22 protein-coding genes are annotated in these 23,029 nt (G+C 64.4%); 3 read left to right on the plus strand and 19 right to left on the minus strand.

Annotated elements, in window-relative coordinates; genetic code table 11:
* Nucleotides 1-12 precede the first annotated feature (12 nt).
* Nucleotides 13-1,377, minus strand: a complete 1,365-nt coding sequence (gene glmU, locus J2W94_RS08400) for a bifunctional UDP-N-acetylglucosamine diphosphorylase/glucosamine-1-phosphate N-acetyltransferase GlmU (protein WP_310092124.1) — start codon at nucleotides 1,375-1,377, stop codon at nucleotides 13-15.
* 63 nt (nucleotides 1,378-1,440) lie between these two features.
* Between glmU and J2W94_RS08405 the strand changes: the two genes are divergently transcribed.
* Entirely contained in the window at nucleotides 1,441-3,516 is a 2,076-nt protein-coding gene (locus J2W94_RS08405; RefSeq protein WP_310092126.1) for a hypothetical protein, read from the plus strand.
* Complete coding sequence (locus J2W94_RS08410; protein WP_310092128.1) at nucleotides 3,513-3,896, plus strand: GtrA family protein; 384 nt, start codon at nucleotides 3,513-3,515, stop codon at nucleotides 3,894-3,896. The genes J2W94_RS08405 and J2W94_RS08410 overlap by 4 nt, the downstream gene beginning before the upstream one ends.
* Nucleotides 3,897-4,055: 159 nt before the next feature.
* Here J2W94_RS08410 and J2W94_RS08415 read toward each other — a convergent pair whose 3' ends face one another.
* The 9 genes from J2W94_RS08415 to J2W94_RS08455 all read right to left on the minus strand — a co-directional run bounded on the left by J2W94_RS08415 (nucleotide 4,056) and on the right by J2W94_RS08455 (nucleotide 11,368).
* Nucleotides 4,056-4,481 (minus strand): F0F1 ATP synthase subunit epsilon, encoded by a 426-nt coding sequence (locus J2W94_RS08415; protein WP_310092130.1) that lies wholly within the window; start codon nucleotides 4,479-4,481, stop codon nucleotides 4,056-4,058.
* Nucleotides 4,482-4,585: 104 nt separating this feature from the next.
* The gene (gene atpD / locus J2W94_RS08420; protein ID WP_310092132.1) at nucleotides 4,586-6,013 is read right to left on the minus strand and encodes a F0F1 ATP synthase subunit beta; all 1,428 of its coding nucleotides are present in this window, start codon (nucleotides 6,011-6,013) and stop codon (nucleotides 4,586-4,588) included.
* A gap of 53 nt (nucleotides 6,014-6,066) precedes the next feature.
* Nucleotides 6,067-6,945 (minus strand): F0F1 ATP synthase subunit gamma, encoded by an 879-nt coding sequence (atpG, locus tag J2W94_RS08425; protein WP_310092135.1) that lies wholly within the window; start codon nucleotides 6,943-6,945, stop codon nucleotides 6,067-6,069.
* 125 nt (nucleotides 6,946-7,070) lie between these two features.
* Entirely contained in the window at nucleotides 7,071-8,618 is a 1,548-nt protein-coding gene (gene atpA / locus J2W94_RS08430) for a F0F1 ATP synthase subunit alpha (RefSeq protein WP_310092137.1), read from the minus strand.
* A gap of 68 nt (nucleotides 8,619-8,686) precedes the next feature.
* The gene (locus J2W94_RS08435) at nucleotides 8,687-9,214 is read right to left on the minus strand and encodes a F0F1 ATP synthase subunit delta (protein ID WP_310092139.1); all 528 of its coding nucleotides are present in this window, start codon (nucleotides 9,212-9,214) and stop codon (nucleotides 8,687-8,689) included.
* 3 nt (nucleotides 9,215-9,217) lie between these two features.
* Entirely contained in the window at nucleotides 9,218-9,688 is a 471-nt protein-coding gene (locus J2W94_RS08440) for a F0F1 ATP synthase subunit B (RefSeq protein WP_310092141.1), read from the minus strand.
* 58 nt (nucleotides 9,689-9,746) lie between these two features.
* A complete protein-coding gene (atpE, locus tag J2W94_RS08445; protein WP_093285301.1) occupies nucleotides 9,747-10,022 on the minus strand; it encodes a F0F1 ATP synthase subunit C in 276 nt (91 codons plus the stop codon).
* Nucleotides 10,023-10,086: 64 nt separating this feature from the next.
* The gene (atpB, locus tag J2W94_RS08450) at nucleotides 10,087-10,956 is read right to left on the minus strand and encodes a F0F1 ATP synthase subunit A (protein WP_310092146.1); all 870 of its coding nucleotides are present in this window, start codon (nucleotides 10,954-10,956) and stop codon (nucleotides 10,087-10,089) included.
* Nucleotides 10,946-11,368, minus strand: coding sequence for an ATP synthase subunit I (locus tag J2W94_RS08455; protein WP_310092148.1), 423 nt, complete (start codon nucleotides 11,366-11,368; stop codon nucleotides 10,946-10,948). The genes atpB and J2W94_RS08455 overlap by 11 nt, the downstream gene beginning before the upstream one ends.
* Before the next feature lie 409 nt (nucleotides 11,369-11,777).
* On the opposite strand from J2W94_RS08455, the gene J2W94_RS08460 reads away from it, so the two are divergent.
* On the plus strand, nucleotides 11,778-11,984 hold the full coding sequence (locus J2W94_RS08460) for a DUF2061 domain-containing protein (RefSeq protein WP_310092150.1): 207 nt from the start codon (nucleotides 11,778-11,780) through the stop codon (nucleotides 11,982-11,984).
* Nucleotides 11,985-12,170: 186 nt separating this feature from the next.
* Here J2W94_RS08460 and J2W94_RS08465 read toward each other — a convergent pair whose 3' ends face one another.
* From J2W94_RS08465 to J2W94_RS08505, 9 genes are all read right to left on the minus strand, one after another.
* The gene (locus tag J2W94_RS08465) at nucleotides 12,171-12,914 is read right to left on the minus strand and encodes a DUF6624 domain-containing protein (RefSeq protein WP_310092152.1); all 744 of its coding nucleotides are present in this window, start codon (nucleotides 12,912-12,914) and stop codon (nucleotides 12,171-12,173) included.
* A gap of 3 nt (nucleotides 12,915-12,917) precedes the next feature.
* The gene (gene lpdA, locus J2W94_RS08470) at nucleotides 12,918-14,726 is read right to left on the minus strand and encodes a dihydrolipoyl dehydrogenase (protein ID WP_310092154.1); all 1,809 of its coding nucleotides are present in this window, start codon (nucleotides 14,724-14,726) and stop codon (nucleotides 12,918-12,920) included.
* Nucleotides 14,727-14,746: 20 nt separating this feature from the next.
* Complete coding sequence (locus tag J2W94_RS08475) at nucleotides 14,747-15,376, minus strand: hypothetical protein (RefSeq protein WP_310093654.1); 630 nt, start codon at nucleotides 15,374-15,376, stop codon at nucleotides 14,747-14,749.
* A 29-nt stretch (nucleotides 15,377-15,405) separates the two neighbouring features.
* Complete coding sequence (locus J2W94_RS08480; protein ID WP_310092156.1) at nucleotides 15,406-16,836, minus strand: dihydrolipoyllysine-residue acetyltransferase; 1,431 nt, start codon at nucleotides 16,834-16,836, stop codon at nucleotides 15,406-15,408.
* A 129-nt stretch (nucleotides 16,837-16,965) separates the two neighbouring features.
* Complete coding sequence (locus J2W94_RS08485) at nucleotides 16,966-17,715, minus strand: DUF2884 family protein (protein WP_310092157.1); 750 nt, start codon at nucleotides 17,713-17,715, stop codon at nucleotides 16,966-16,968.
* 205 nt (nucleotides 17,716-17,920) lie between these two features.
* The gene (locus J2W94_RS08490; protein WP_310092159.1) at nucleotides 17,921-18,376 is read right to left on the minus strand and encodes a DMT family transporter; all 456 of its coding nucleotides are present in this window, start codon (nucleotides 18,374-18,376) and stop codon (nucleotides 17,921-17,923) included.
* Nucleotides 18,377-18,552: 176 nt separating this feature from the next.
* Complete coding sequence (locus J2W94_RS08495; RefSeq protein WP_310092161.1) at nucleotides 18,553-19,668, minus strand: alpha/beta hydrolase; 1,116 nt, start codon at nucleotides 19,666-19,668, stop codon at nucleotides 18,553-18,555.
* Nucleotides 19,665-21,743 (minus strand): hypothetical protein, encoded by a 2,079-nt coding sequence (locus tag J2W94_RS08500; RefSeq protein ID WP_310092164.1) that lies wholly within the window; start codon nucleotides 21,741-21,743, stop codon nucleotides 19,665-19,667. The genes J2W94_RS08495 and J2W94_RS08500 overlap by 4 nt, the downstream gene beginning before the upstream one ends.
* Nucleotides 21,744-21,759: 16 nt before the next feature.
* Complete coding sequence (locus J2W94_RS08505) at nucleotides 21,760-23,001, minus strand: MFS transporter (RefSeq protein ID WP_310092166.1); 1,242 nt, start codon at nucleotides 22,999-23,001, stop codon at nucleotides 21,760-21,762.
* Between the last annotated feature and the right edge of the window lie 28 nt (nucleotides 23,002-23,029).

Raw genomic sequence — 23,029 nt, forward strand, 5'->3', positions numbered from 1 at the left:
CTCCTGTGCCGTCTAACGCTTCTTCGGCCGCTGCCAACCCTCGAGCGTCTGCTGCCGCGCGCGGGTGATAGTGAGCTTGTCGGCCGGCGCGTCCTTGCCGATCACCGAACCCGCGCCGATGGTGGCGTTGGCGCCAATGGTCACCGGCGCCACCAGCGCGGAGTTGGAGCCGATGAAGGCGCCGTCCTCGATGGTCGTCGTGAATTTGTTCACGCCGTCGTAGTTGCAGGTGATGGTGCCGGCGCCGATGTTGACCTTGGAACCGACGACGGCGTCGCCCAGATAAGTGAGGTGGTTGGCCTTGCTGCCTACACCCAGCGTCGCCTTCTTGGTTTCCACGAAATTGCCGACATGCACACCATCGGCCAGCACCGTGCCCGGCCGCAGACGCGAATACGGGCCGATCTGTGCGGCGCCTTCGCTGACCACGCCGTCCAGATCGCAATGCGAACGCACCAGCGTGCCGGCGCCCAGTTTGACGTCCTTCAAGCGCGTGAACGCGCCGATGCTGACGCCGTCGCCCAGCTCCACGTGGCCTTCCAGAATCACATCCACGTCGATTTCCACATCGCGACCCACGGCCACCGTGCCTCGTTGGTCGAAACGCGCCGGATCCAGCAAGCGGGCGCCCTGCGCGCAGATCGCGCGCGCCTGACGCAGCTGGAAGGCGCGTTCGAGCTGGGCGAGCTGCCAGGGGTCGTTCGCGCCCTCGGCCTCGATGGGTTCGCCAACCAGCACCATTTCGGCAGCGCTGAATTCGGCGGCGGCGGCGGCGAACACATCGGTGAGGTAGTACTCGCCCTGCGCGTTGTCGTTGGACAGGTGCGCCAGCCAGCGCTTCAGCGCGGTGGATTCGGCGGCGATGATGCCGGTGTTGATGACGCGGATGCGGCGCTGCTCCTCGTCGGCGTCCTTCTGCTCGACGATGGCGGCGACGCGGCCTTCGGCATCGCGCACGATGCGGCCGTAACCGGTGGGGTCCGCGACTTCGGCGACCAATACAGCCAGCCTTCCTGGCGCTTCCAGCAACCGCTGCAGGGTTTCGCTGCGGATCAACGGCACATCGCCGTACAGCACCAGCACGGTGGCCGCGTCGGGCACGTTGGGCATCGCTTGTTCGACCGCATGGCCGGTGCCGAGCTGCTGCGCCTGCTGCGCCCATTGCAGATCGGGCTGGTCGGCGAAGGCGGCCTGCACCTGGTCGCCGCCATGGCCATGGACCACGTGGATGCCTGCCGGATTCAACGCGCGCGCGGCGGCGATGACTTGCGCCAGCATCGGCTGCCCTGCGATAGGCTGCAGCACTTTCGGTTTGGCCGAACGCATGCGCTTGCCTTCGCCGGCGGCGAGGATGATGACGTGCAGGGGTCCGGCCATGTGCGCTCCAGCGATTCGATGTCGTGACCCATTCTAAATCGGCGCGCTGTTAGCATGCGCGCGATGATTTCTTCCCCTTCTTCCGTTCGGCCGCCGGATCCGCCGTTAGCCGACCCGCCTTTGAACGACCCGCCTTCGAGCAGCGCTCCCGCTAGTGGCTGGCAGATCGCCCTGCTTTGGGCGGGTGTGCCGTTGTGCGCCTTCGGCCTGTTCCACTACCGGCTGTGGGAACAATGGCATTCGGGCCGTTTCGGCGAGCTCTTGCTGCTTTCCCTGCTGGCATGGGGCCTGTCCTGGCCGTTGCGGCGATTCGCGGGCTGGTCTTGGGCCAGCGCCCTGGCCTTGCCGTGGTGTTTGGCATTGGCGCTCTTCGCCGGCGTAGTGCCGGTGGCGGCGACTCTGGTACTTGCAGCCACGGCCATCGCTCTGGGTGGAATACTGGCCGGCCGCGAGTCGCTTGCGCTGCAGGCGGTCTGCGGCCTGGCGCTGCTGGGAGGCGTGCTGGGATGGCTGCTGCCATTGCCTGTGCATTACCGATGGAGCTATTTATGTTTGAGCATCGTACTTGTGGTGCTTAGGCGCGAATCGCTGCTTGCGGCGCTGCAGGCGCTGCGGCAGGGCTGGCGGGATGCGGCGGCTACCGCACCGCGTGGCGCGGCCTTCGCAGTCCTCGCCTTGGGTCTGGCCAGCACCGGATGCTGGTTGCCGACCCTGCAGGTGGATGACCTGGGCTATCACCTGCGCCTGCCCTGGGAGCTGATGGAACAGGGCCGCTATGCGATGGATCCGGAAACGCACATCTGGGCGCTGGCTCCTTGGCTGGGCGATGTGCTGCAGTCATTCCCTCAGGCGATCGCCGGCGAAGAGGCCCGAGGCCCGGTTAATGCCTTGTGGATACTGCTGACCGCTTCCGGCGTCTGGCAGTTGAGCAAGGCGCTGGGAGGCGATACGCGTGCCAGCTGGGCGGCCGTTGCGCTCTACGCCAGCCTGCCGCTGACCGCAGTGCTGGCGGGCAGCATGCAGACCGAAACGCCGACCGCTGCGTTGCTGGTGTGGCTGGCGGTGCTGATAGCGCGCGCTCCCCTTACGCAGTCGCGCGGCCTGTATAGCGGAGCGGCACTCGTCGGCGGTCTGCTCGGGTTGAAGTTGGCGGCCGCCGCCGCTGCGATCCTGCTGCTGCCATGGGCGATCTGGCGGCACTGGCGCTCACTGCGACCACTTCGGACTTTGCTTGCGATCGCACTGGCGCTGGCGGTCGGTGCCAGCAGTTATGTGTATGCAGCGATCCTCGCGGGCAATCCTTTCCTGCCGCTGTTCAACGCTTATTTCCGCTCGCCGTACTTCCAGCTTTCCGATTTCGACGATACGCGCTGGCATGCGGGCTTCGATGCGCTGCTGCCCTGGAAGCTGACTTTCGACACCGGCCGTTATCTTGAAGCGTTCGCAGGCGGTGGCGGTTTCGTGCTGATCGCCTTGCTCGGCGGCTGGATACTGGCGATGACGCAACGCCGGACCGCACTGGCGGCAGTGATGATGGCGGTGTCGATCGCCATTCCGCTGATTCCGATGCAGTACCTGCGCTACGCATTCCCCGCCAGCGTGATGTTGCTGCCGCTGCTGGCGGTGATGGCCTTCCGTGTCCATCCGCGGCGCGCGAGCTGGTTGCTGGGAGGCGTGTGCCTGCTTAACGTGGCTTTCCAGGCCAATGGCCACTGGATGCTGAGGACGGGCGCATTGAAGGAGGCTATCGTGGCGCACGGCGATGACGACGCCTCGTTCCGGCATTACGCGCCGGAACGGATTCTGCTGGCCGAATTGCGCGCTGCGCCGCCCTCCGCCGGCAATGTGCTCGCGCTCGATCCGGACATCGCCTTCTCGGCGGAGATGGGCATGCGCGCTCGCACGGTGTCGAACTACGATCCCTCCCTCGCCGCAGCGGCAATCGCCGCCAATCAGGACTCCACCGGTGCTGCCTGGCAATCGCTGCTGGAGAAGGAAGACATCAGCGAAGTGCTGCTGCGCGCCAAGACGCTGACCGCTGCGCAGCGCGCCGGCTTGTCGCGCGCGAACGCGACGTTGCGCGCCGAAGAAGGTGATGCGCAGTGGTGGAGCGTTCCGGCCAAGGGAGATGCGCGATGAGTATTCTCCGCCAGAGCCGCTACTACCTGCTGATCGGCATCCTGCAATGGTTGCTGGACTGGGGCGTGATGGTGGGCCTGAGCCATAGCGGCATGCCGGTGGAGCCGGCGAACGTGCTGGGGCGCGTCAGCGGTGCCTTGCTGGGCTTTTGGTTGAATGGCCGCATCACCTTCTCCGGCGATCAGCACCGCATGGGACGCAAGCAGTTCGCACGCTTCCTGCTGATGTGGCTGGCCACCACCGCGGTGAGCACGTGGTCGATGGGTAGCATCGACGACTGGTTCGGCTTGCAATGGGCCTGGATCGCGAAGCCTGCGGTGGAGCTCGTGCTAGGTGCGCTCGGCTTCCTGCTGTCGCGGCATTGGGTCTATAACCACTGAACGTAGAGCAGGCACTGCCCGCCTGAAGGACCCTTCGCATCGTGTCAGACGCGGCGGGCAATGCCCGCCCTACGGCGTCGCGGCCTGGCGTATGTGGTGGGACAAACAAAAACGCCGGCATTGGGCCGGCGTTTTGATATTGCGTAGCGCGAGAGGAACTCAGTGCTTGAGGGTCTTGCGCAACCGCTCCAGTGCCTGCAGCTGCACTGTCGCCTCGACCAGCTTCTGCTGGGCCTCGGCCACGTCCATCGCTTCGCCACGGTTGGCCAGCATGCGCTCGGCCTCTTCCATGGCGGCGCGCACGGCGGCTTCATCGATGTCCGTCGCGCGGATCGCGGTGTCGGCCAGCACGGTAACCACCTGCGGCTGAACTTCAAGGATGCCGCCGCTGATGGCGAAATCCAGGTGTTCGCCGCTGGGCAGGGTCACCACGACCTTGCCCGGCTTCAGGCGCGTGATCAGCGGCGCATGGCGCGGGGCGATGCCCAGCTCGCCCTGCTCGCCGGTGGCCACGACCAGCGTCGCTTCGCCGTGGAAGATTTCCTGCTCGGCGCTGACGATGTCGCAACGGATGGTAGATGCCATGTGTGTCTCGCTTTGTTCGGCTTGGGAAGGTGAGAAGTGAGTTGGGAGAAGTGAGAAGTGAGAGCTTCTACTCGCTCCTCACTCCTCTCCCCTCACCACTATTCTTACGCCTTCTCGGCCAGCTTCTTAGCCTTCTCGACCGCTTCTTCGATACCGCCGACCATGTAGAACGCCTGCTCGGGCAGGTGATCGTACTCGCCATCGACAATCGCCTTGAAGCCGCGGATGGTGTCCTTCAACGACACGTACTTGCCCGGCGAGCCGGTGAACACTTCGGCCACGTGGAACGGCTGACTGAAGAAGCGCTCGATCTTGCGCGCGCGCGACACGGCCTGCTTGTCCTCTTCCGACAGCTCGTCCATGCCCAGGATGGCGATGATGTCCTTCAGTTCCTTGTACTTCTGCAAGGTGGACTGCACGCGGCGCGCGGTGTCGTAGTGCTCGTGGCCGATCACGTTCGGATCGAGCTGACGCGAGGTGGAGTCGAGCGGATCGACCGCCGGGTAGATACCCAGCGAAGCGATGTTTCGCGACAGCACCACGGTGGCGTCCAAGTGGGCGAAGGTGGTCGCCGGCGACGGGTCGGTCAGGTCGTCCGCAGGCACGTACACGGCCTGGATCGAAGTGATGGAACCGGTCTTGGTGGAGGTGATGCGTTCCTGCAGCACGCCCATTTCCTCGGCCAGCGTCGGCTGGTAACCCACCGCCGACGGCATGCGGCCGAGCAGCGCGGACACTTCGGTGCCGGCCAGGGTGTAGCGGTAGATGTTGTCGACGAAGAACAGCACGTCGCGGCCCTTGCCGTCGGCGTCCTTCTCGTCGCGGAAGTACTCGGCCATGGTCAGGCCGGTCAGCGCGACGCGCAGGCGGTTGCCCGGCGGCTCGTTCATCTGGCCGTAGACCATCGCCACTTTCGACTCTTTCATGTTCTCCAGCTTGATGACGCCGGCTTCGGCCATCTCGTGGTAGAAGTCGTTGCCTTCGCGGGTACGCTCGCCCACGCCGGCGAACACGGAAAGACCCGCGTGCTCGGTGGCGATGTTGTTGATCAGCTCCAGCATGTTGACGGTCTTGCCGACGCCGGCGCCGCCGAACAGGCCGACCTTGCCGCCCTTGGCGAACGGGCACATCAGGTCGATCACCTTGATGCCGGTTTCCAGCAGGTCGTTGCCCGAGGACTGATCGGCGTAGGCGGGAGCGGCGCGGTGGATTTCCCAATGCTCGGTCGCTTCGACCGGACCGGCTTCGTCGATCGGCTCGCCCAGCACGTTCATGATGCGGCCCAGCGTGCCCACGCCGACCGGCACCGACACGGCCTTGCCGGTGTTGGTGGCGATCAGGTTGCGCTTCAGGCCGTCGGTGGAACCGAGCGCGATGGTGCGCACGATGCCGTCGCCCAGCTGCTGCTGCACTTCCAGCGTGATGGCGGTGTTGTCCACCTTCAACGCGTCGTAAATCTTCGGCACCTCGGTGCGCGCGAATTCGACGTCGACGACGGCGCCGATGATCTGAACGATCTTGCCCTGGTTCATTGCTGCAGCCTCTAAGTTATGCATTCTTTATTTAAAAACAGTGACCGCGCGCGTCAAACCGCCGCTGCGCCGCCTACGATTTCGGAGATTTCCTGGGTGATGGCTGCCTGGCGGGCCTTGTTGTAGACCAGTTGCAGATCGCCAATCAGTTTGGTGGCGTTGTCGCTGGCCGACTTCATGGCCACCATGCGCGCGGCGTGTTCGGACGCTACGTTTTCCAGCACGGCCTGGTACACCAGCGATTCGACGTAGCGCGTCAGCACGTGCTCGAGCACGGTGGCGGCATCGGGTTCGTAGATGTAGTCCCAGTCGTGGTGGGTGATCTGGGTGTCGGCGGCCGGCAGCGGCAGCAGCTGGTCGAACGCCGCGCGCTGGGTCATGGTGTTCACGAAGTCGTTGTAGACCAGATAGACGCGGTCGACCTTGCCGGATTCGTAGGCGTCCAGCATGACCTTGACCACGCCCACCAGCTGCTCGAGCTGCGGCTTGTCGCCCAGATGGGTGACGCTGGCCAGCATGTTGACCTTGATGCGACGGAAGAAGGACGACGACTTCTGGCCGATGGTGACCACGTCGACTTCGGCGCCCTTGTCCTGCCACTGGCGCACTTCGCCCAGCACCTTGCGGAACAGATTGTTGTTGAGGCCGCCGGCCAGGCCGCGATCGGAGGACACGATGATGTAGCCGACGCGCTTGATCATGCCGCCCTCGAGCAGGGCGCGATCGACCAGGAACGGATGCTGGTATTCGGAGTTGGCCTGCGCCAGATGGCCGATGACCTGCTTCATGGCGCGCGCATACGGACGCGAGGCCTTCATGCGTTCCTGCGCCTTGCGGATTTTCGAGGCCGAGACCATTTCCAGCGCGCGCGTCACCTTGCGGGTGTTCTGCACGCTCTTGATCTTGGTTTTGATTTCTCTGCCGCTTGCCATTCGTTGTCGCTCGCTATGCTCGCTGTAAAGGGTGAAGGGTGAAGGGGGCGCTTGCTGCGCAAGCTCAAGAGTTGAAGCGGTGCCGCTTTACTTCACTCTTTACCCTTTGCCATTTACCGCCTTCGTTACCAGCTACCGGTGGTCTTGAACTCGGAGATGCCGGCCTTGAAAGCGCCTTCGATCTCGTCGTTCCAGTCGCCGCTGGCGTTGATCTTCTCGATCAGCGCGCCGGCGGTGTTGGCGAAATGCGCGTGCAGGCCTTCCTCGAACGCCAGCAGCTTGTTCACCGCCACATCGTCCAGGTAACCCTCGTTGACCGCGTAGATCGACAGCGCCTGGTTGGCGATGGACATCGGCTGGTACTGCTTCTGCTTCATCAGCTCGGTGACGCGCTGGCCGCGCTCGAGCTGCTTGCGGGTGGCTTCGTCCAGGTCCGAGGCGAACTGCGCGAACGCAGCCAGCTCGCGGTACTGGGCCAGCGAGATACGGATGCCGCCGGACAGCTTCTTGATGATCTTGGTCTGGGCCGCGCCGCCGACGCGCGACACCGAGATACCGGCGTTCACCGCAGGACGGATACCGGCGTTGAACAGGTCGGTTTCCAGGAAGATCTGGCCGTCGGTGATCGAGATCACGTTGGTCGGCACGAACGCGGACACGTCGCCGGCCTGGGTTTCGATGACCGGCAACGCGGTCAGCGAACCGGTCTTGCCCTTCACCGCGCCGTCGGTGAACTTCTCCACATATTCCTCGGACACGCGCGCGGCGCGCTCCAGCAGGCGGCTGTGCAGGTAGAACACGTCGCCCGGATACGCTTCGCGGCCCGGCGGACGCTTCAGCAGCAGCGAGATCTGGCGGTAGGCCACGGCCTGCTTGGACAGATCGTCGTACACGATCAGCGCGTCTTCGCCGCGGTCCATGAAGTATTCGCCCATGGTGCAGCCGGAGTAGGCGCTGATGTACTGCATCGCGGCCGATTCCGAAGCGGTGGCGGCGACCACTATCGTGTGGGCCAGGGCGCCGTTCTCTTCCAGCTTGCGCACCACGTTGGCGACGGACGAGGCCTTCTGGCCGATCGCCACGTACACGCACTTAATGCCGGTGCCCTTCTGGTTGATGATGGCGTCGATGGCCAGCGCGGTCTTGCCGGTCTGGCGGTCGCCGATCACCAGCTCGCGCTGGCCGCGGCCGATCGGGATCATGGCGTCGACGGTCTTGTAACCGGTCTGCACCGGCTGCGACACCGACTTGCGCCAGATCACGCCCGGGGCCACACGCTCCACCGGGGCGGTCATCTTGGCGTCGATCGGGCCTTTGCCGTCGATCGGCTCGCCGAGGGCATTGACCACGCGGCCCAGCAGTTCGGTGCCGACCGGCACTTCCAGGATGCGGCCGGTGGTCTTGGCCACATCGCCTTCGCGCAGGTTTTCGTAATCGCCCAGCACCACGGCGCCGACCGAGTCGCGCTCCAGGTTCAGGGCCAGGGCGAAGGTGTCGTTCGGCAGTTCGATCATTTCGCCCTGCATCACGTCGGCCAGGCCGAAGATGCGCACGATGCCGTCGGACACGCTGGTCACGGTGCCTTCGTTGCGGGCCTCGGCGGCCAGCTTGACCTTCTCGATCCGGGTCTTGATCAGTTCGCTGATTTCGGAGGGGTTGAGCGTGGTTGCCATCGGTAAGTCCTATGTGCCGGTTGAGGCCGGCGGTTCAAATGAATTTGGTCGCGCGCAACGCCTGAGCGTTACTGCGCGAGTGCGGCCTGCAGCCGCGAGAGCTTGCCTTTCAGCGAGCCGTCGATCACCACGTCGCCCGCATCGATCACCGCGCCGCCGATCAGCGACGCGTCGATCGCGGTGCTGAGTTCGACTTCGCGGCCGAAGCGTTTCTTCAACGCTGCTTTCAGCACGTCCAGCTCGCCGGCCGGCAGTTCGGCCGCCGAAGTAACGGTGGCCTTCACCACGCGCTCGGCCTCGGCCTTCAGTTCCTCGTACAGGCCGGAGATCTCCGGCAACTGCGCCAGGCGGCGGTTTTCCGCCAGCAAGGCGAGGAAACGCGAGAACGATTCGCCTGCGCCATCGACCGACAGCAACGCAACCGCTTCGGCGTGGGTCAGCTGCGGATTGAGCAGCAGCGAAGCGGCGCGCGGGTCGGCGGCCACCTGCGCGGCGAAACCCAGCGCGTTGGACCAGACGGCGAGACCGTTTTCGTCCTGCGCCATCGAAAACGCGGCGCGGGCGTACGGGCGGGCGAGCGTGAGGGCTTGGCTCATCGATCAGATTTCCGCGGCCAGCTCGTCGAGCAGCGCCTTGTGGGCGTTGGCGTCGATTTCGCGCTTGAGCAGCTTCTCGGCGCCGCTCACGGCCAGGACCGACACCTGCTTGCGCAGGTCTTCCTTGGCGCGGGTGCTGGCGGCGTCGATCTCGGCGAGGCCCAGCGCCTTCTGGCGGTTGGCTTCGGCGATCGCGTCGTTCTTGGCGGCTTCGACGATCTGGTTGGCGCGCTGGTGCGCCTGATCGATGATTTCGTTGGCCTTCGTGCGCGCTTCTTTCAACGCGTCGTTGACCTTTTCCTGCGCCTGCGCGAGGTCTTTCTGGCTGCGGTCGGCCGCGGCCAGCCCTTCGGCGATCTTCTGCTGACGCTCTTCGATGGCCGCGATGATGTGCGGCCAGCCGAACTTCATCACCATCCACGCCACCGCGAAGAACGCGAAGCCCTGGACGATGAAAGTGAGGTTGATATCCATTGCGTACTCCAGACGCCGGCGCGCTAGACGCCGGCGTTAGCCAAGACCGGTTGCCTGATCAGCCCGCGATCGCGGACAGGAACGGGTTGGCGAAGATCAGCAGCAGGGCGATGGCGACGCCGATGATCGGCACCGCGTCCAGCAAGCCGGCGACGATGAACATCTTGGTCTGCAGCATCGGGGTCAGTTCCGGCTGGCGGGCCGAACCTTCCAGGAACTTGCCGCCGAGGATGGCGAAGCCGATGGCGGTGCCGAGGGCGCCGAGACCGATCAACAGGCCGGCCGCGATGACCGTGAACTTCGCAATTTCTGCGTAGAGGGCGACATTTTCCATGGTGTTCTCCGTACTGCTCGTCAGGTAAAAAGGATTGGATTGAAAGGTAAGGGTGAAGCGAAACTCAGTGGCTTTCCGCCGCCATGCTCAGGTACACGACGGTCAACATCATGAAGATGAAGGCCTGCAAGGTGATGACCAGAATGTGGAAGGCGGTCCACACGAAACCGGAAATGAACTGCAACGGCGCCATCACGTAGGTCATGCCGCTGGAGAACAGCGAATTCCAGGTCATCAGCGCGATCAGGATGAAGATCAGCTCGCCGGCGTACATGTTGCCGAACAGTCGCAGGGTCAGCGAGAGCGGGCGCACCAACTCCTCGATCACGCGCAGCAGCAGGTTGGCCGGCGCCAGCAGGATCTTCATCACCGTACCTTCCGCATGGAAAGGCGCGGTGAAGGCCTCGGCGGTGAACTTGCCGATGCCCTTGTGGCTGATGCCGAAGACCTGGATCAGCAGGAACACCATCAGCGACAGGCCGAGGGTGGTGTTGAGGTCCGCGGTCGGCACCACACGCAGATAGGCGTGATGCGGATCATGGCCGGCCAGTTCGTTGCCCTTGACCCAGGCGCCCGGCAGCCAGTCCACCGGCAGCATGTCCATGAAGTTCATCAGGAACACCATGCAAAAGATGGTCAGCGCCAGCGGCGCGATCATCTTGCTGCGGCCGTGGAAAGTCTCGCGCACCAGACCATCGACAAAGCCGACGACCATCTCGACGGCGGTCTGGAACTTGCCCGGAACGCCAGCGGTGGCTTTCCGCGCAGTGCGCAGGAAGAAGAACAGAAACACGGTCGACAACACCAGCGTGATGATCACGCTATCGATATTGATGACCGGGAACTTGCCTTCCCCAACATGCCATTGAAGATGCTTGAGATGGTGCTGGATGTATTCGGTGGACCCGCCACCGGAGGCCGATTCAGCGCTCACGTTCTACCCTGACACTAAAGTTCAAAACCAGTGGGTGCGCGATCAAAGCGACCGCGAGCCCTGCCAGCAACGGGAGCGGCGCCAAGCGCCCAACACCCAATGCCATCGCAAATATCGTTATTACCACCGCCCATTTCAGGCCGGTTCCCAGCAGGAGCCGCAGGAATGCGGATCTCGCCGGAACCACTCCCCCGCCCAGCGCGACATTCGCGGCCAGAGCGCCTCCCAACACCACGCTGGCCCCGCCCAGAAGCGCCGCCAGCGAAGCGGACCACCCCTGTACAAGGAAAACCAGCGCCACCAGCACTACGGCGACCATCTGATAGGCCACCGCCCGCAATGCCAGTCGCCGGCCCGCAGCGGCGGAATTCAGCACACGCGAAACCCGGTGAGTAGGAAGGGACAAGGCCATTGAACGCGCCTCGCCGAGCCGCAAAAGTATAGCAGGCGTTAAATTTCAGCGGCAACCGCCGAAAGCCGTGTTTGCGACCAAGCCACCGGATTCGAGGCGGGATTCGACGCAGCGGAAGAACCACGCCGATGCTGGCGCTAAACGATTTCAATCAATTCGCCTATTCAGCCGGAAAGATCGGAACTTTCCCTTCAGGGCCGGGTCAGTCCTTGCACGGTCTGCGCTCAACTTCCTCGTCGATGCTCCGCCGCAGACCTTCCCAAGAAGCCCCGGCCCGCTGCCGGGGCTTCCTCTTTGGTGGCCCACAAGAACCAATCATAGGTAAAACCTATTGATTGACTAGAAACTATGCGCTGGACTTTGGCGCATTGCCCCCAATAATGAGACCAATTCTCATTTGGAACCGGCCATGACCAAGACTTTCAGCTTCGCGATGCTGCACTTCACCGTCGCCTTCCTGTTGGGCTGGCTGTTCACGGGCAGCCTGCTGGTGGGCGGCGCACTGGCGCTGGTCGAACCGGCCTGCAATACGGTGGTGTTCCACTTCCACGAGAAAGTCTGGAAGCGGATCGAACGTCGGCGCGCCGAACGCGCGGTGGCGCCATTGCCGGCCTGAATCCTTACATACGATTGAACCACCCCGCTGTCAGGATTTTCTCTTTGAACCTGCGGAAATGACCGGGTGCCAGCTCTGCTGCCTTGTCGCCCTTCATGACGACGGCGACGCGAGTTGGGGTGAAACATCGGCCAACGGCCACGGATCGCTGTCGACTTAAGTCGCCGTAACGTCCGATCTGGATCGCTACGGCTTTTTGCGCACGAGATTTTTGCGCGCGAGATAAGTAACGTCCATGGCACATTGATAGTCTGCAAATGACATCATTCCTATTGCCGCCCGGCGCTGATCGAGCTGCTCTACGGGCTCCTCGATCGGTTGCGGTACTTGGCGACCGTCTTCCTCAGTGAACTGGCTCCCGTAACGCTGAGGCTTGCCTTGAGCGCGCAGCACACGATCGGTCAACAGCGCGAGCTGCTCGCCCTCAATCAGGTGCTTTTCCATCAATAGTTCAAGCATGTCCTGCTGAAAAGCGGGATCGGGGTCGGCGTGCTGCACCAGCAACCATGCTGCGTTGAATCCATCGCGACCGACCATCGCCGCATCCGGAAATCCCTTTTCCAGGACAATCTGCTTCAAGCGGGCAAGATTGGCCGCATCGACTGCGGATAACCGATTCCATGCTTCGGGAGTACTCATATCCCCAAGCCTGGCGGCCTGATCTTTGCGGCTCATTTCCAGCAATTCGTCCCGCAATGCGGGATAGACGAGCGACGGCGAGGACGCTTGCGCAACCTCTTTCGCTTGGGACTCGGATTTCTCCAATGAAGCCAAGTCCGGATGTCCCCGCAGAATGAACTTGGCGGCGCCAGGGCATTTTTCCATCACCACCGTCATTATGGCGTCGCCTTCATCGGCGGCTGCCGTTTCAGGAAATGCGCCTGGGGTGAGGAGCAACATCGCCCAGAACGCCGCGCGGATGATGGGCATCTGCTATTTCTTCTTGGGAATATAGAGATCGGTGATGGTCCCGTCGAAGACCTCGGCCGCCATCCCCACCGATTCGCTCAGCGTGGGATGCGGGTGGATGGTGTGGCCGATGTCGGCCGCATCGGCGCCCATCTCGATGGCCAGCGAAATTTCCGTGATCAGGTCGCCCGCGTGCACGCCGACGATGGCGCCGCCGATGATGCGGTGGGTTTCCTCGTCGAAGACCAGCTTGGTGAAGCCTTCGCCGCGGCCGATGCCCACCGCGCGCGCCGAAGCGACCCACGGGAACTTGCCCACCCCGACTTTCAGGCCCTTGGCCTTGGCCTCGGTTTCGGTGACGCCGACCCAGGCGATCTCCGGATCGGTGTAGGCCACGGACGGAATCACCCGCGCCACCCATTCCTTCTTCTCGCCTGCGGCCACTTCCGCCGCCAGCTTGCCTTCATGGGTGGCCTTGTGCGCCAGCATCGGGTTACCGACGATGTCGCCGATGGCGAAGATGTGCGGCACGTTGGTGCGCATCTGCCGGTCGACGGGAATGAAGCCGCGCTCGGTGACGGTAACGCCGGCCTTGTCCGCGCCGATCTTATTGCCGTTCGGCGAACGGCCGACAGCGACCAGCACGCGATCGAAGGTGGTGGTCTGCAATTCCGCAGCTTGCCCTTCCACCGCACTTTCGAAGGCAACACTGATGCCTTTCTTCGAGGCTTCCACCTTGGTCGCCTTGGTCTTGAGATAAATCGCCACGCCCTGCTTCTTCAGGCGATCGGCCAACGGCTTGACCAGGTCCTTGTCGGCGCCCGGCATCAGCTGGTCCATGAATTCGACCACGGTGACCTGGCTGCCCAGCGCGCGGTACACCGTCGCCATCTCCAGGCCGATGATGCCGCCGCCGACCACCAGCAATTGCTTGGGCACGTCGGCAATCTGCAGCGCGTCGGTGGAATCCATCACCCGCGGATCGTCCCACGGGAAGGCGGGGAGCTTCACCGCCTGCGAGCCGGCAGCGATGATGCATTGTTCGAAGCGCAGCAGCTGGGTCTTGCCGTCTTCGCCGACGATTTCCAGCTCGTTCGGCGATACGAACGAAGCCACGCCCTGCACGACGCGTACCTTGCGCTGCTTGGCCATGCCGGCCAGGCCCTTGGTGAATTGGCCTACGACCTTGCCGTCCTTGAACGCGCGCAGCTTGTCCAGGTCGATCTTGGGCGGGCCGAATTCCACGCCGATGTCGGCCGAGTGCGCGGCTTCCTCGATCAGGGCGGCGGCATGCAGCAAGGCTTTGGACGGGATGCAGCCGACGTTGAGGCAGACGCCGCCAAGGCTGGAATAACGCTCGATCATCACCGTATCCAGACCGATGTCGGCAGCGCGGAACGCAGCGGTATAACCGCCGGGACCGGAACCGAGCACGACCATGCGGCATTCGATGTCGGCGGTCTTGCCGGTGCCTTGCGCGGCTTTGGGCGCTGGCGCTGCGGCAGGAGCGGCAGGCGATGGCGTCACCGGAGGCTTGGCCGGTTCGGCAGCGGCTTTCGCCGGCGCGGCAGCGGCCGGTGCGCTTGCGGCGGCACCTTCGGCTTCCAGGACCGCGACCACGCTGCCTTCGGAGAGCGTATCGCCCAATTTAACTTTCAATTCCTTCACTACGCCCGCAGCGGACGAAGGCACTTCCAACGTCGCCTTGTCCGATTCCAGCGTGACCAGGCCCTGGTCTTTCTTCACTGTGTCGCCGACGGCGACCAGGATTTCGATGACGGGAACATCGGTGTAATCGCCGATGTCCGGAACCTTGATTTCGATGACTGCCATTGGTTTCTCCAGATACCGTTTCAGCCGCCCGCACCAGCGAGGGATTGCTGCAAGGTTTGCAGCGACGCATCGATCTCAGCCCAGCGCCGCTCGCGTTTGCTTTCTTTCTCGTCGCTGGCCTCGATCAGCAGCCCGGCTTGTTCGAGGATTTGTTCGAGCGGGCCGCACTCGGAAACCGGACCGCTGAAGCGCACGCCATCGACCACGGCCGACAACACGTCGCCTTCATGGAAAGTGGCGGCCGCGGCTTCCGGCACCGCCTGCCGCAACGAGTCGCCCCACACTTTCATCAAACGCTGCGCGAGCGCTGCGGGAATCGGCACGGTGGACTGGCGAGGCGTCTGCTCTGTTTTCAGCTCGAGAGCGTCGCGGCCCCAGTGATAGACACGCTCGTCGGCTTCGCTGTAACGAAGGGCCCATGCCATGCCTTCGGATCCCGGTAGGAGGGCCAATCCGGTTTCCTTGCCGCTGCGGGGCAGCCAGACCAAGGACAGGGCCGGCGATGCCTGTCCGTCGAACAACCGTTCCACCGCCCCACCATAGTTAGCGGTTCCGGGCGGCCATCCACGACCGAGTTGCGCTGGGCACTCCTTCGCCATCGCCGACCAAGGCATCAGCGCTGCCGACAACACCAGCAACGCCGCAGGCAGCCCGGCCGCAGCGGCGACAACGCGTGGGTTCACAGCAGCACGCGGCGCATGTCGCCAAGCAGTTGGGCGAGATACGCGGTGAAGCGCGCGGCGGAGGCGCCGTCGATGACGCGGTGGTCGTAGCTCAGCGACAGCGGCAGCTGCAGGCGCGGCTGGAACTGCTTGCCGTCCCAGACCGGCTGGATCGAGGATTTGGATACGCCGAGGATGGCGACTTCCGGTGCGTTGACGATGGGGGTGAAGGCGACGCCGCCGATGCCGCCCAGCGAGCTGATCGAGAAGCAGCCGCCGGACATTTCCGCCGGACCCAGCTTGCCGTCGCGCGCCTTGCCGGCGAGCTCGGACATTTCCTTGGCCAGTTCGGCCAGGCCTTTCTTGTCCACGTCGCGGATCACCGGCACCACCAGGCCGTTGGGCGTGTCGGCGGCGAAACCGATGTGGAAATACTTCTTCAGGGTGAGGTTCTCGCCGCTGGCGTCGAGCGAGGCATTGAAGTCGGGATATTTCTTCAGCGCGGCGACCGTGGCCTTGAGGATGAAAGTGAGCATGGTCAGCTTGATGCCGGCCTTCTCATTCTCCTTGTTCAGCAGCACGCGCAGCTCTTCCAACTCGGTGATGTCGGCGTGGTCGTGCTGGGTGACGTGCGGGATCATGGCCCAGTTGCGCGCCAGGTTGGCGCCGGAGATCTTCTTGATGCGCGACAGCGGTTTGACTTCGATCTCGCCGAACTTGGCGAAGTCGACCTTGGGCCACGGCAGCAGGTTCAGACCATTGCCGCCGCCCGCAACCGGCGCCGCGGAAGCGACACCGCCGCCGGCCAACGCGTCCTTCACGTATTTCTGCACGTCTTCCTTGCTGATGCGGCCGGCGCGTTCGCTGCCTTTGACCCGGGTCAGGTCGACGCCGAGCTCACGCGCGAACAGGCGCACCGACGGGCTGGCGTGCGGGACTTTCTGCGGCAGCACCGCATCGGCGTTGAATTCCACCGGTGGGCTGTGCGGCGGCGAGGCCTCCGGATCGATGCCGGGCCTGCTGTCGAGCACCTGCGGACTGGCGGCTTGGGCCGGGGCGGCTCGTTCTTGCGCGATCTCGCGCTCGGCGATCTTGTCGGGCTGGGCGGCGGCGACGACCGGTTCGACTTTGGCGCCGGTTTCCGATGTCGCGACTTCCGCTTTCGCCGCAGGCGCAGGCGCGGCGGCGGTTTGGGAAGCGGCGCTATCGGCCGCTTCGATCATGGCGACCACCGAGCCTTCCGAAAGCGTGTCGCCCAGCTTGACCTTGAGTTCCTTCACCACGCCGGCGAAGGGTGCCGGCACTTCCAGCGTGGCCTTGTCCGACTCCAGCGTGACCAGGCCCTGGTCCTTGACCACCGTGTCACCGACCGCGACCAGCACTTCGATGACGGGCACATCGCTGTAATCGCCGATATCGGGAACGCGCGCTTCCTTGAGTTCGGCCATACAGAGACTCCAGTGATCAGATCGTGTGGGGACCCCTATTGTGGCCATCTACACGCGATGCGCCAACCTCTCACTGGAACAATTTGTCTCCTTATGCCTTACCGCAGCCCTGGCGTGGCGGAATAAGCGCTATTTTTCCGCATCGGCGTCGACCTCCGGCTTGATCCGCAACATATCGAGCGCCGCACCGCCCGGCAGACGATACGCCAGCGCACTGTCTAGCCGGTCCAGCGCCTCCATCTTTCCGCACAGCTGCTCGGCGCGCTGTTCCAGCGCCTTGGCGCGCGGCTCGATGCGTGCCTCGATCTGCTTGTCCAGGCCTTCCATTTGTTCCAGGCGCTGGGTGTCACCGCTCAGCGCGGCCCGCACTGCGCCGCCGACGATATCGCCGATGACCAGGGGAACGACTTCCGATACGGCCTGGCCGATGCCCTCGCCCAGATCGCCGCCGTCGAAACGGTTGACGGTGATCGAGCGCGCCAGACGCGTATCGATCTTCTTGCGGGCCTGATCCAGCTTGGCGCGGGTTTCGGTCGGGTCGCTGCTGAAACCGGCGGCGACTTCGCCCAGCGCGGTGAAGGCGATGCCGGCGGCCTCGCGGCCGATTTCGCGCGCCAGCGGCATGATCTCGCGTGTGCCGCGGTCGAAGTCGGCGATGCGCCGGCGATCTTCCTTGCCGAGCGCGACCCATCGATCATCGACGAACAACCGGTCGCCGCGGATCACGATCCACTTGGGCGTGCCGCTTTCGCGAGTCAGGATCACGCTCTGGTCGTTGATGCTGAGGTCGTAGTCGCTTTCGATATTGCAACTGACGTTCTTGGCCTGGGCGCTGACGGCCAGCGACAGCAGGGCGAGAGAGCAGAAAGTGCGGCGCATGGGAATCTCCCGGGTGATCGGAGGACGCCAGCATGCCATTTCACGCGCCGCCGCCAACGTGCCGTTCGGCAGGGAGGTCGTTGGTCATGCCTGCTTGTGGTCTTTAACGTGGGAGCGGCGTCCCACCGCGAGCTTTTCGCATGACAGAAAAAAGCAGGAGCTCGCGGCGGGACGCCGCTCCCACCCCCGCCTCTTTCTACTGCCATCAGGCGGCCGACTGCCAGGGTTTCACCACCAGCAATGCGCCGGCCACCACCAGCAGCGCGCCCACCACGCGCAGCGGATCGATCGGCGTGCGCGTGTGCAGCACGCCGAAGTGGTCCAGCAGCAACGATCCGACCACCTGCCCGAACACCACCGCGCAGATCAGCGCCGCCGCGCCCATGCGCGGGACCAGCAGCGTCGCGGCCGCGACATAGACAGCGCCGATCGCGCCGCCGGTCCAGGCCCACCATGGCACTTTCGCCAACGCCGCCGCTTCGAACGTCGGCCGCGATGCCGTCCACCACACCGCCAGTACGATGGTGCCGACGGCGAACGACATCAGCGCCGCGAACAGCGGACCGAAGGTCTGCCTTCCCAAGGCCGCATTGATCAAGGCCTGCAAGGGCAACAGCATGCCGATGAAAACCGCCAAGGCCAGACCGCTCGTCGCATTCATCCCGCTCTCCTAGCAATATCGAAGGCGTCCAAGATACGCGAGCCGATCCCGCTTTCCTTGTCATCCCGAGCGCACTTTGTCGTCCCGAGCGCAGGGAGGGATCTGCTTCATCGTTTTTCGCCGGGCTTCCGGGAAGCAGATCCCTCGCTGCGCTCGGGATGACAGGGGTTGGGGGCCTAGTTGCCGGTCGCGCCTTCAATCGCGGCACGGCCCAGCCGGCGATCGAAGAAGCGTGCGATCAGGCCATAGGCTTCTTTCGATTCCGGCAGATCCGGGAACACGAAGAAGGCATGCCACAGCCCGTCGAAGACCACCAGTTCCGCGTCGACGCCGGCGGCCAGCAAACGGCGTTGCATGGTGGTCAGCGCGCTCACCGAGAAATCGCGACCGCCAGCCAACAGCAGCGTCGGCGGAAACCGCGCCAGCAGTTCCGGCGACTGCCCCGGATAAGCAACCGGATCGTCGGCTTTGGCGGTCTGCAGGTAAGGCAGGCGAAGCTCGCCGTCGGCCGGCATCGGCGCCGCGCCCACGGCCAACTGGCCCAGGATGGCCGAATCGCCGCCGAAGGGCAGGCCGGAACCGCAGAAGGTGCCGATGGCGCCGGGACGCGGCAGGTTGGCCTGCAGGATGCGCGCGGTCGCCTGCGCGGTCAGCGCGCCGCCCGCCGAGCACCCGTAGATGCCGATGTTTTCCGGGCGATGGCTTTTCAATAATTCGCGGTAGACCGCTTCCACATCGTCCACCGCCGCTGGATAGGTATGCTCCGGCGCCAAGCGATAGCCCACTGCGACCACGCGCATGCCTGCGACTGCGGCGATGGGGATCGCTTCGACCAGCGCCCCGCTGCCCGCGCCCCACATGAAAGCGCCGCCGTGCAGGTTGATCAATACACGATGCGCGTTGTCGCCACGGGCGCCGCCTTCCGGATCCACTACCTGCACCGGCACGCCGCCCATACGCGTGGACTGGACGCGGCTTCGGTACGCGCGTTCGACCTCACGCAGGCGATCGTCGTTGTAGCGCTGGTAGAAGCGGCGCTGGTCGGCCAAGTCGGCCGGATCTGGGCCTTTGCCTTCGCGTGTTTCCGCCAGCAGCTCGGCAAACTTGGCGCGCGCCTGCGGACTGGCGAAGCGGCTATAAGGCAGCGCGGTGGCCGGCATCGCAGCCGTGGCCGATTCGTCGGCCGGTGCCTGCGCGGCACGCAGCGGCGCGTGCGCGGCCAGCAATACGGCTGCGACCGTTGCGTGCATGCCGTACCGGCCCAAGGTGGTGAAAACTTGTCGGAGGCTCATGGGCGCTTTTCTTCCTGCGGCGTTGGCTGCTGCGCCGCGCTCGGCGATGGCAACGCCAGGAACACCGTGCTCCACAACTGCGCCGCGTTGGATTCGTCGGCGTCGCCGCTGTTCTGCCCGAACGGCGCCGGCTGGTAACGACCATCGGTATAGGTCCATGACCACAGTTCCGACGTGCGCATTCCCCGGGTGTTGCCGATCACCGTCCACAGCTGGCGCTGGGCCGAACGCAATCGGGTCAGGGTGGCCGCCGGCAGATCCTTGCGTTGCAATTGTCGTTGCAGGCCTGCCGCCAACAAGGCCTGCTGCCACGACCACACGACGGTGCCGTGATAAGCGTTGCGGCCGAAGCGACGCTGAATATCGGCATCGGCGAAGGCCGGGTTGGCGACCAGCAGCCCAGCATCGGTGAGCAAGCCAGCGGGGAACGGGCGCAGCATCGCGTCGACCAGCGGCTCCAGCTCGGTCGCCGGTGGATCCTGCAACAGCAACGCAAAGCCGCCGTCCGAATGCAACACCGGGATCGGCCGGCCTTGCGCATCCAAAGCGATGGCGGCGAAGTCGAGCCCCGCGGTCGTCAGGCTGGAGAGGGCGGACGCAGGGGCGATTCCCTGGCTATCGGCGTAGGCCTGCACCTGGCGCTGGGCATCGGCGGTCGGCAAGTGCACCTGGAACAGCGCCGGCACTTGTCGCGACCACACCTCGGCCCGACCGGCCGCGGCCGACAGAGCCTCGGCTTGTTCCGGTGTCGCGTAAGGCGCGAGCAGTCCCTCGTCGCGAAAGCGCCCGATCGCGTTCAATGCGGCAGGCACGAACACTGCGTTGACATCGTAGGGATAGCGTCCGTCGGCCAGGCCGTCCTCGCTGTCGCGCCATTGCCCGGTCTTGCGACCTGATTTGATCGGCACCAGGTTGCGCGCCTCCGGCGTTGCCGCGAAGGCCTGCGCCGAATCGGCGACGAAAGCGAAATTGCGCGCGAGCGCGGCGCCGACCGTTTCTCCCGACGGCAGTTTCCGCGCCAGGAACTCGGCGGCGCGCGCGCGGCCATCGCTCTGGTCGAGCAGATACGCCGCCGCCACTGGAGCCAACATGAAATCGTCGTCGACCATGCCATAGTCGTAGATCGGCGCATCGTTGGGCGGGTCGCCCTGTTTGCGATGGCGCAGCACCGCGAACTCGCCGATGTCTTCCTCATGCGCCACTTCGCCCTGCGCGTTGAGTCGTTCCAACACTGACGCCAGTCCATCTTCGATCGCTACCGGCTGCAGTGCCGGCATCAGCAAGCGCAACGACATCAAAGTGTCGCGGCCGAAATAGGTGTCAAAACGCCAGGAACCGGCGAGGAATTTTTCCTCATAGCTCAGGAAGGCCAGCGCCTGTCGGCTGCGTAGGTCGGCGCCGGCGCGCGCATTGAGCAAGCGGTTTTCGCCGAGCGGGGTGAGCGGAGTTTCGCCGGTCAGGGCGGTGATGCGCAGACGCATCGGTTTGCCGGGAGCGGATGCGGCGAAGGTCCACGGCGACTTGCCATCGCCCACGAGGCTTCCGTTTTCGACGGCGACCGAGATCAGATATCCCGCCGCGCCGTCCAGTCTCGGTCGCGACCAAGTAAGCGTGTTGCCGCTGCGCGTGGGTGTGGCCGCGGTTTCGGCGGGATAGCGGCCATCGATCTGGTAGTCGCGCAGGATGCGTACGCTACCCAACACCGCGTCGCGCACTACCAGGTCCCCATCGACGCTGGCGGTAGCGACGATTCCGTGCAGCGGCCGTCCTTTCGCGTCGGCCTGTTGGAGAGCGTGCGTTTCTTCAAGCGTCCAGTGCACCGGCGCCTTGGTCGGCTCGAACCAGATTCCGGTACCGCTGTTGCCGGCCGGGAACGCCACCAGCACCCGCGGCTGGGTGCCGGAATTCAACAACAGGTGCGCAGCCACCGGACCTTGCTGATAGAACGCGTTGAGGGTACGGCCTTCGGTGATGTTGAATTGCAACGGCGCCGATGCGACAGGCGGCTTGGCGCCGGCAACAATGGCCAGGCTAAGCAGAACAACGGCCAGCAATCTTTTTGCGTATGCGGTCATGGCCAAAGTTCTCGGTTCAAGCCGCTTGCGGCGCGGACGCGGCATGCAGGGTCGATTGCCGCTTCAGCAGAAATACCGCGATGAGCAGAAGCGCCATCGGGATCAGCGACAGGTAAAACGCGGTCTGCCCACCCAGGCGCGCGAACACCTGGCCGGTGATGAAGGATCCGGTGGTGCCGCCCAAGGCGGAGAACACCACGATCAAGCCGGTCATCGCCGCATGCCGAGCCTTGGGCAGCGCGCTCAGCACCACCGAATTAATGGCCGGATAGATCGGCGCCATGAACAAGCCCAACAACGGGAAGATGAACGCGACCGCCGGCGCATGCCACCAGCCCTCCTGCGCAGGCGGCTGCACTTGCGCAGCCATCGGCAGCACCAGCAATACCAGGGTCGCCATCGCCAACAGGCAAATGATCAGCAACCAATGCCAAGGCAGGAAGCGCAATACCAGCCCCGCGCCGAGACGTCCGATCGCGGTGGACGCGGCGAACAGACTGGCCAACTGCACGCTGGTCACCGTGGACAGATGCAGCACCTTGTTGTTGAACGTCGGCAGCCAGGTATTGATGCCCTGCTCTATCAGCACGTAGAGAAAGGCCGAAACCAGGAACACGATCACCAACGGCAACGCCAGTAGCCGGAACAGATCCGCGAACGACTGCGCCGCACCGGTGTGCGCTGCGCCTTCGTCGATATGCGAAAACATGAGCAATGCGATGGTCACCGCGCAGGCCAGCGCCAGCCACCAGTACACATCCAACCAGATCGGGTCGGTCGAGCTGTCCTGCTGTCCCACGAATGCGGCCAGCACCCAGGGCCAGGCCAGCACGCCCAGCATGAAACAGCCTTCGATGAAATTCATCAGACTGGCGTGGGCTTTGTTGCCTTCGGTGAGCAGGCCGATAGTGGAATACACCGACATCTTCGCCAGCGCGAAGCCGGCGCCGACGGCGACCAGCATGATCTTGACCATCCAGAACGCGTTGGCCAGCGGCATCGCCACGCAAGCGGCGGCGACCAGCGTCAGGCCCAGCATCATGCTTTTCCGGTAGCCGATCCGTGGCAACAGCGAAGTCGCCACGAAGGCCACGACTGCGATGGTCAGGTCTTTGAACCCGTCGAGGAAACTGGTGGCCTCTATGCTGGCCCCCAGCGCGTTCTGGCTCATCAGAATCAGGGTACCGACGCTGTTGAGCAGCATGGCGAAGATCACGTAAGTCAGGATCATCGCCAGGATCATGCGGGTTCGGTTCATGCGGGCGCCGGAGACTAGAAAGGAAAGA

It is taken from the genome of Pseudoxanthomonas sacheonensis (assembly GCF_031455975.1).
GTDB lineage: Bacteria > Pseudomonadota > Gammaproteobacteria > Xanthomonadales > Xanthomonadaceae > Pseudoxanthomonas_A > Pseudoxanthomonas_A sacheonensis_A.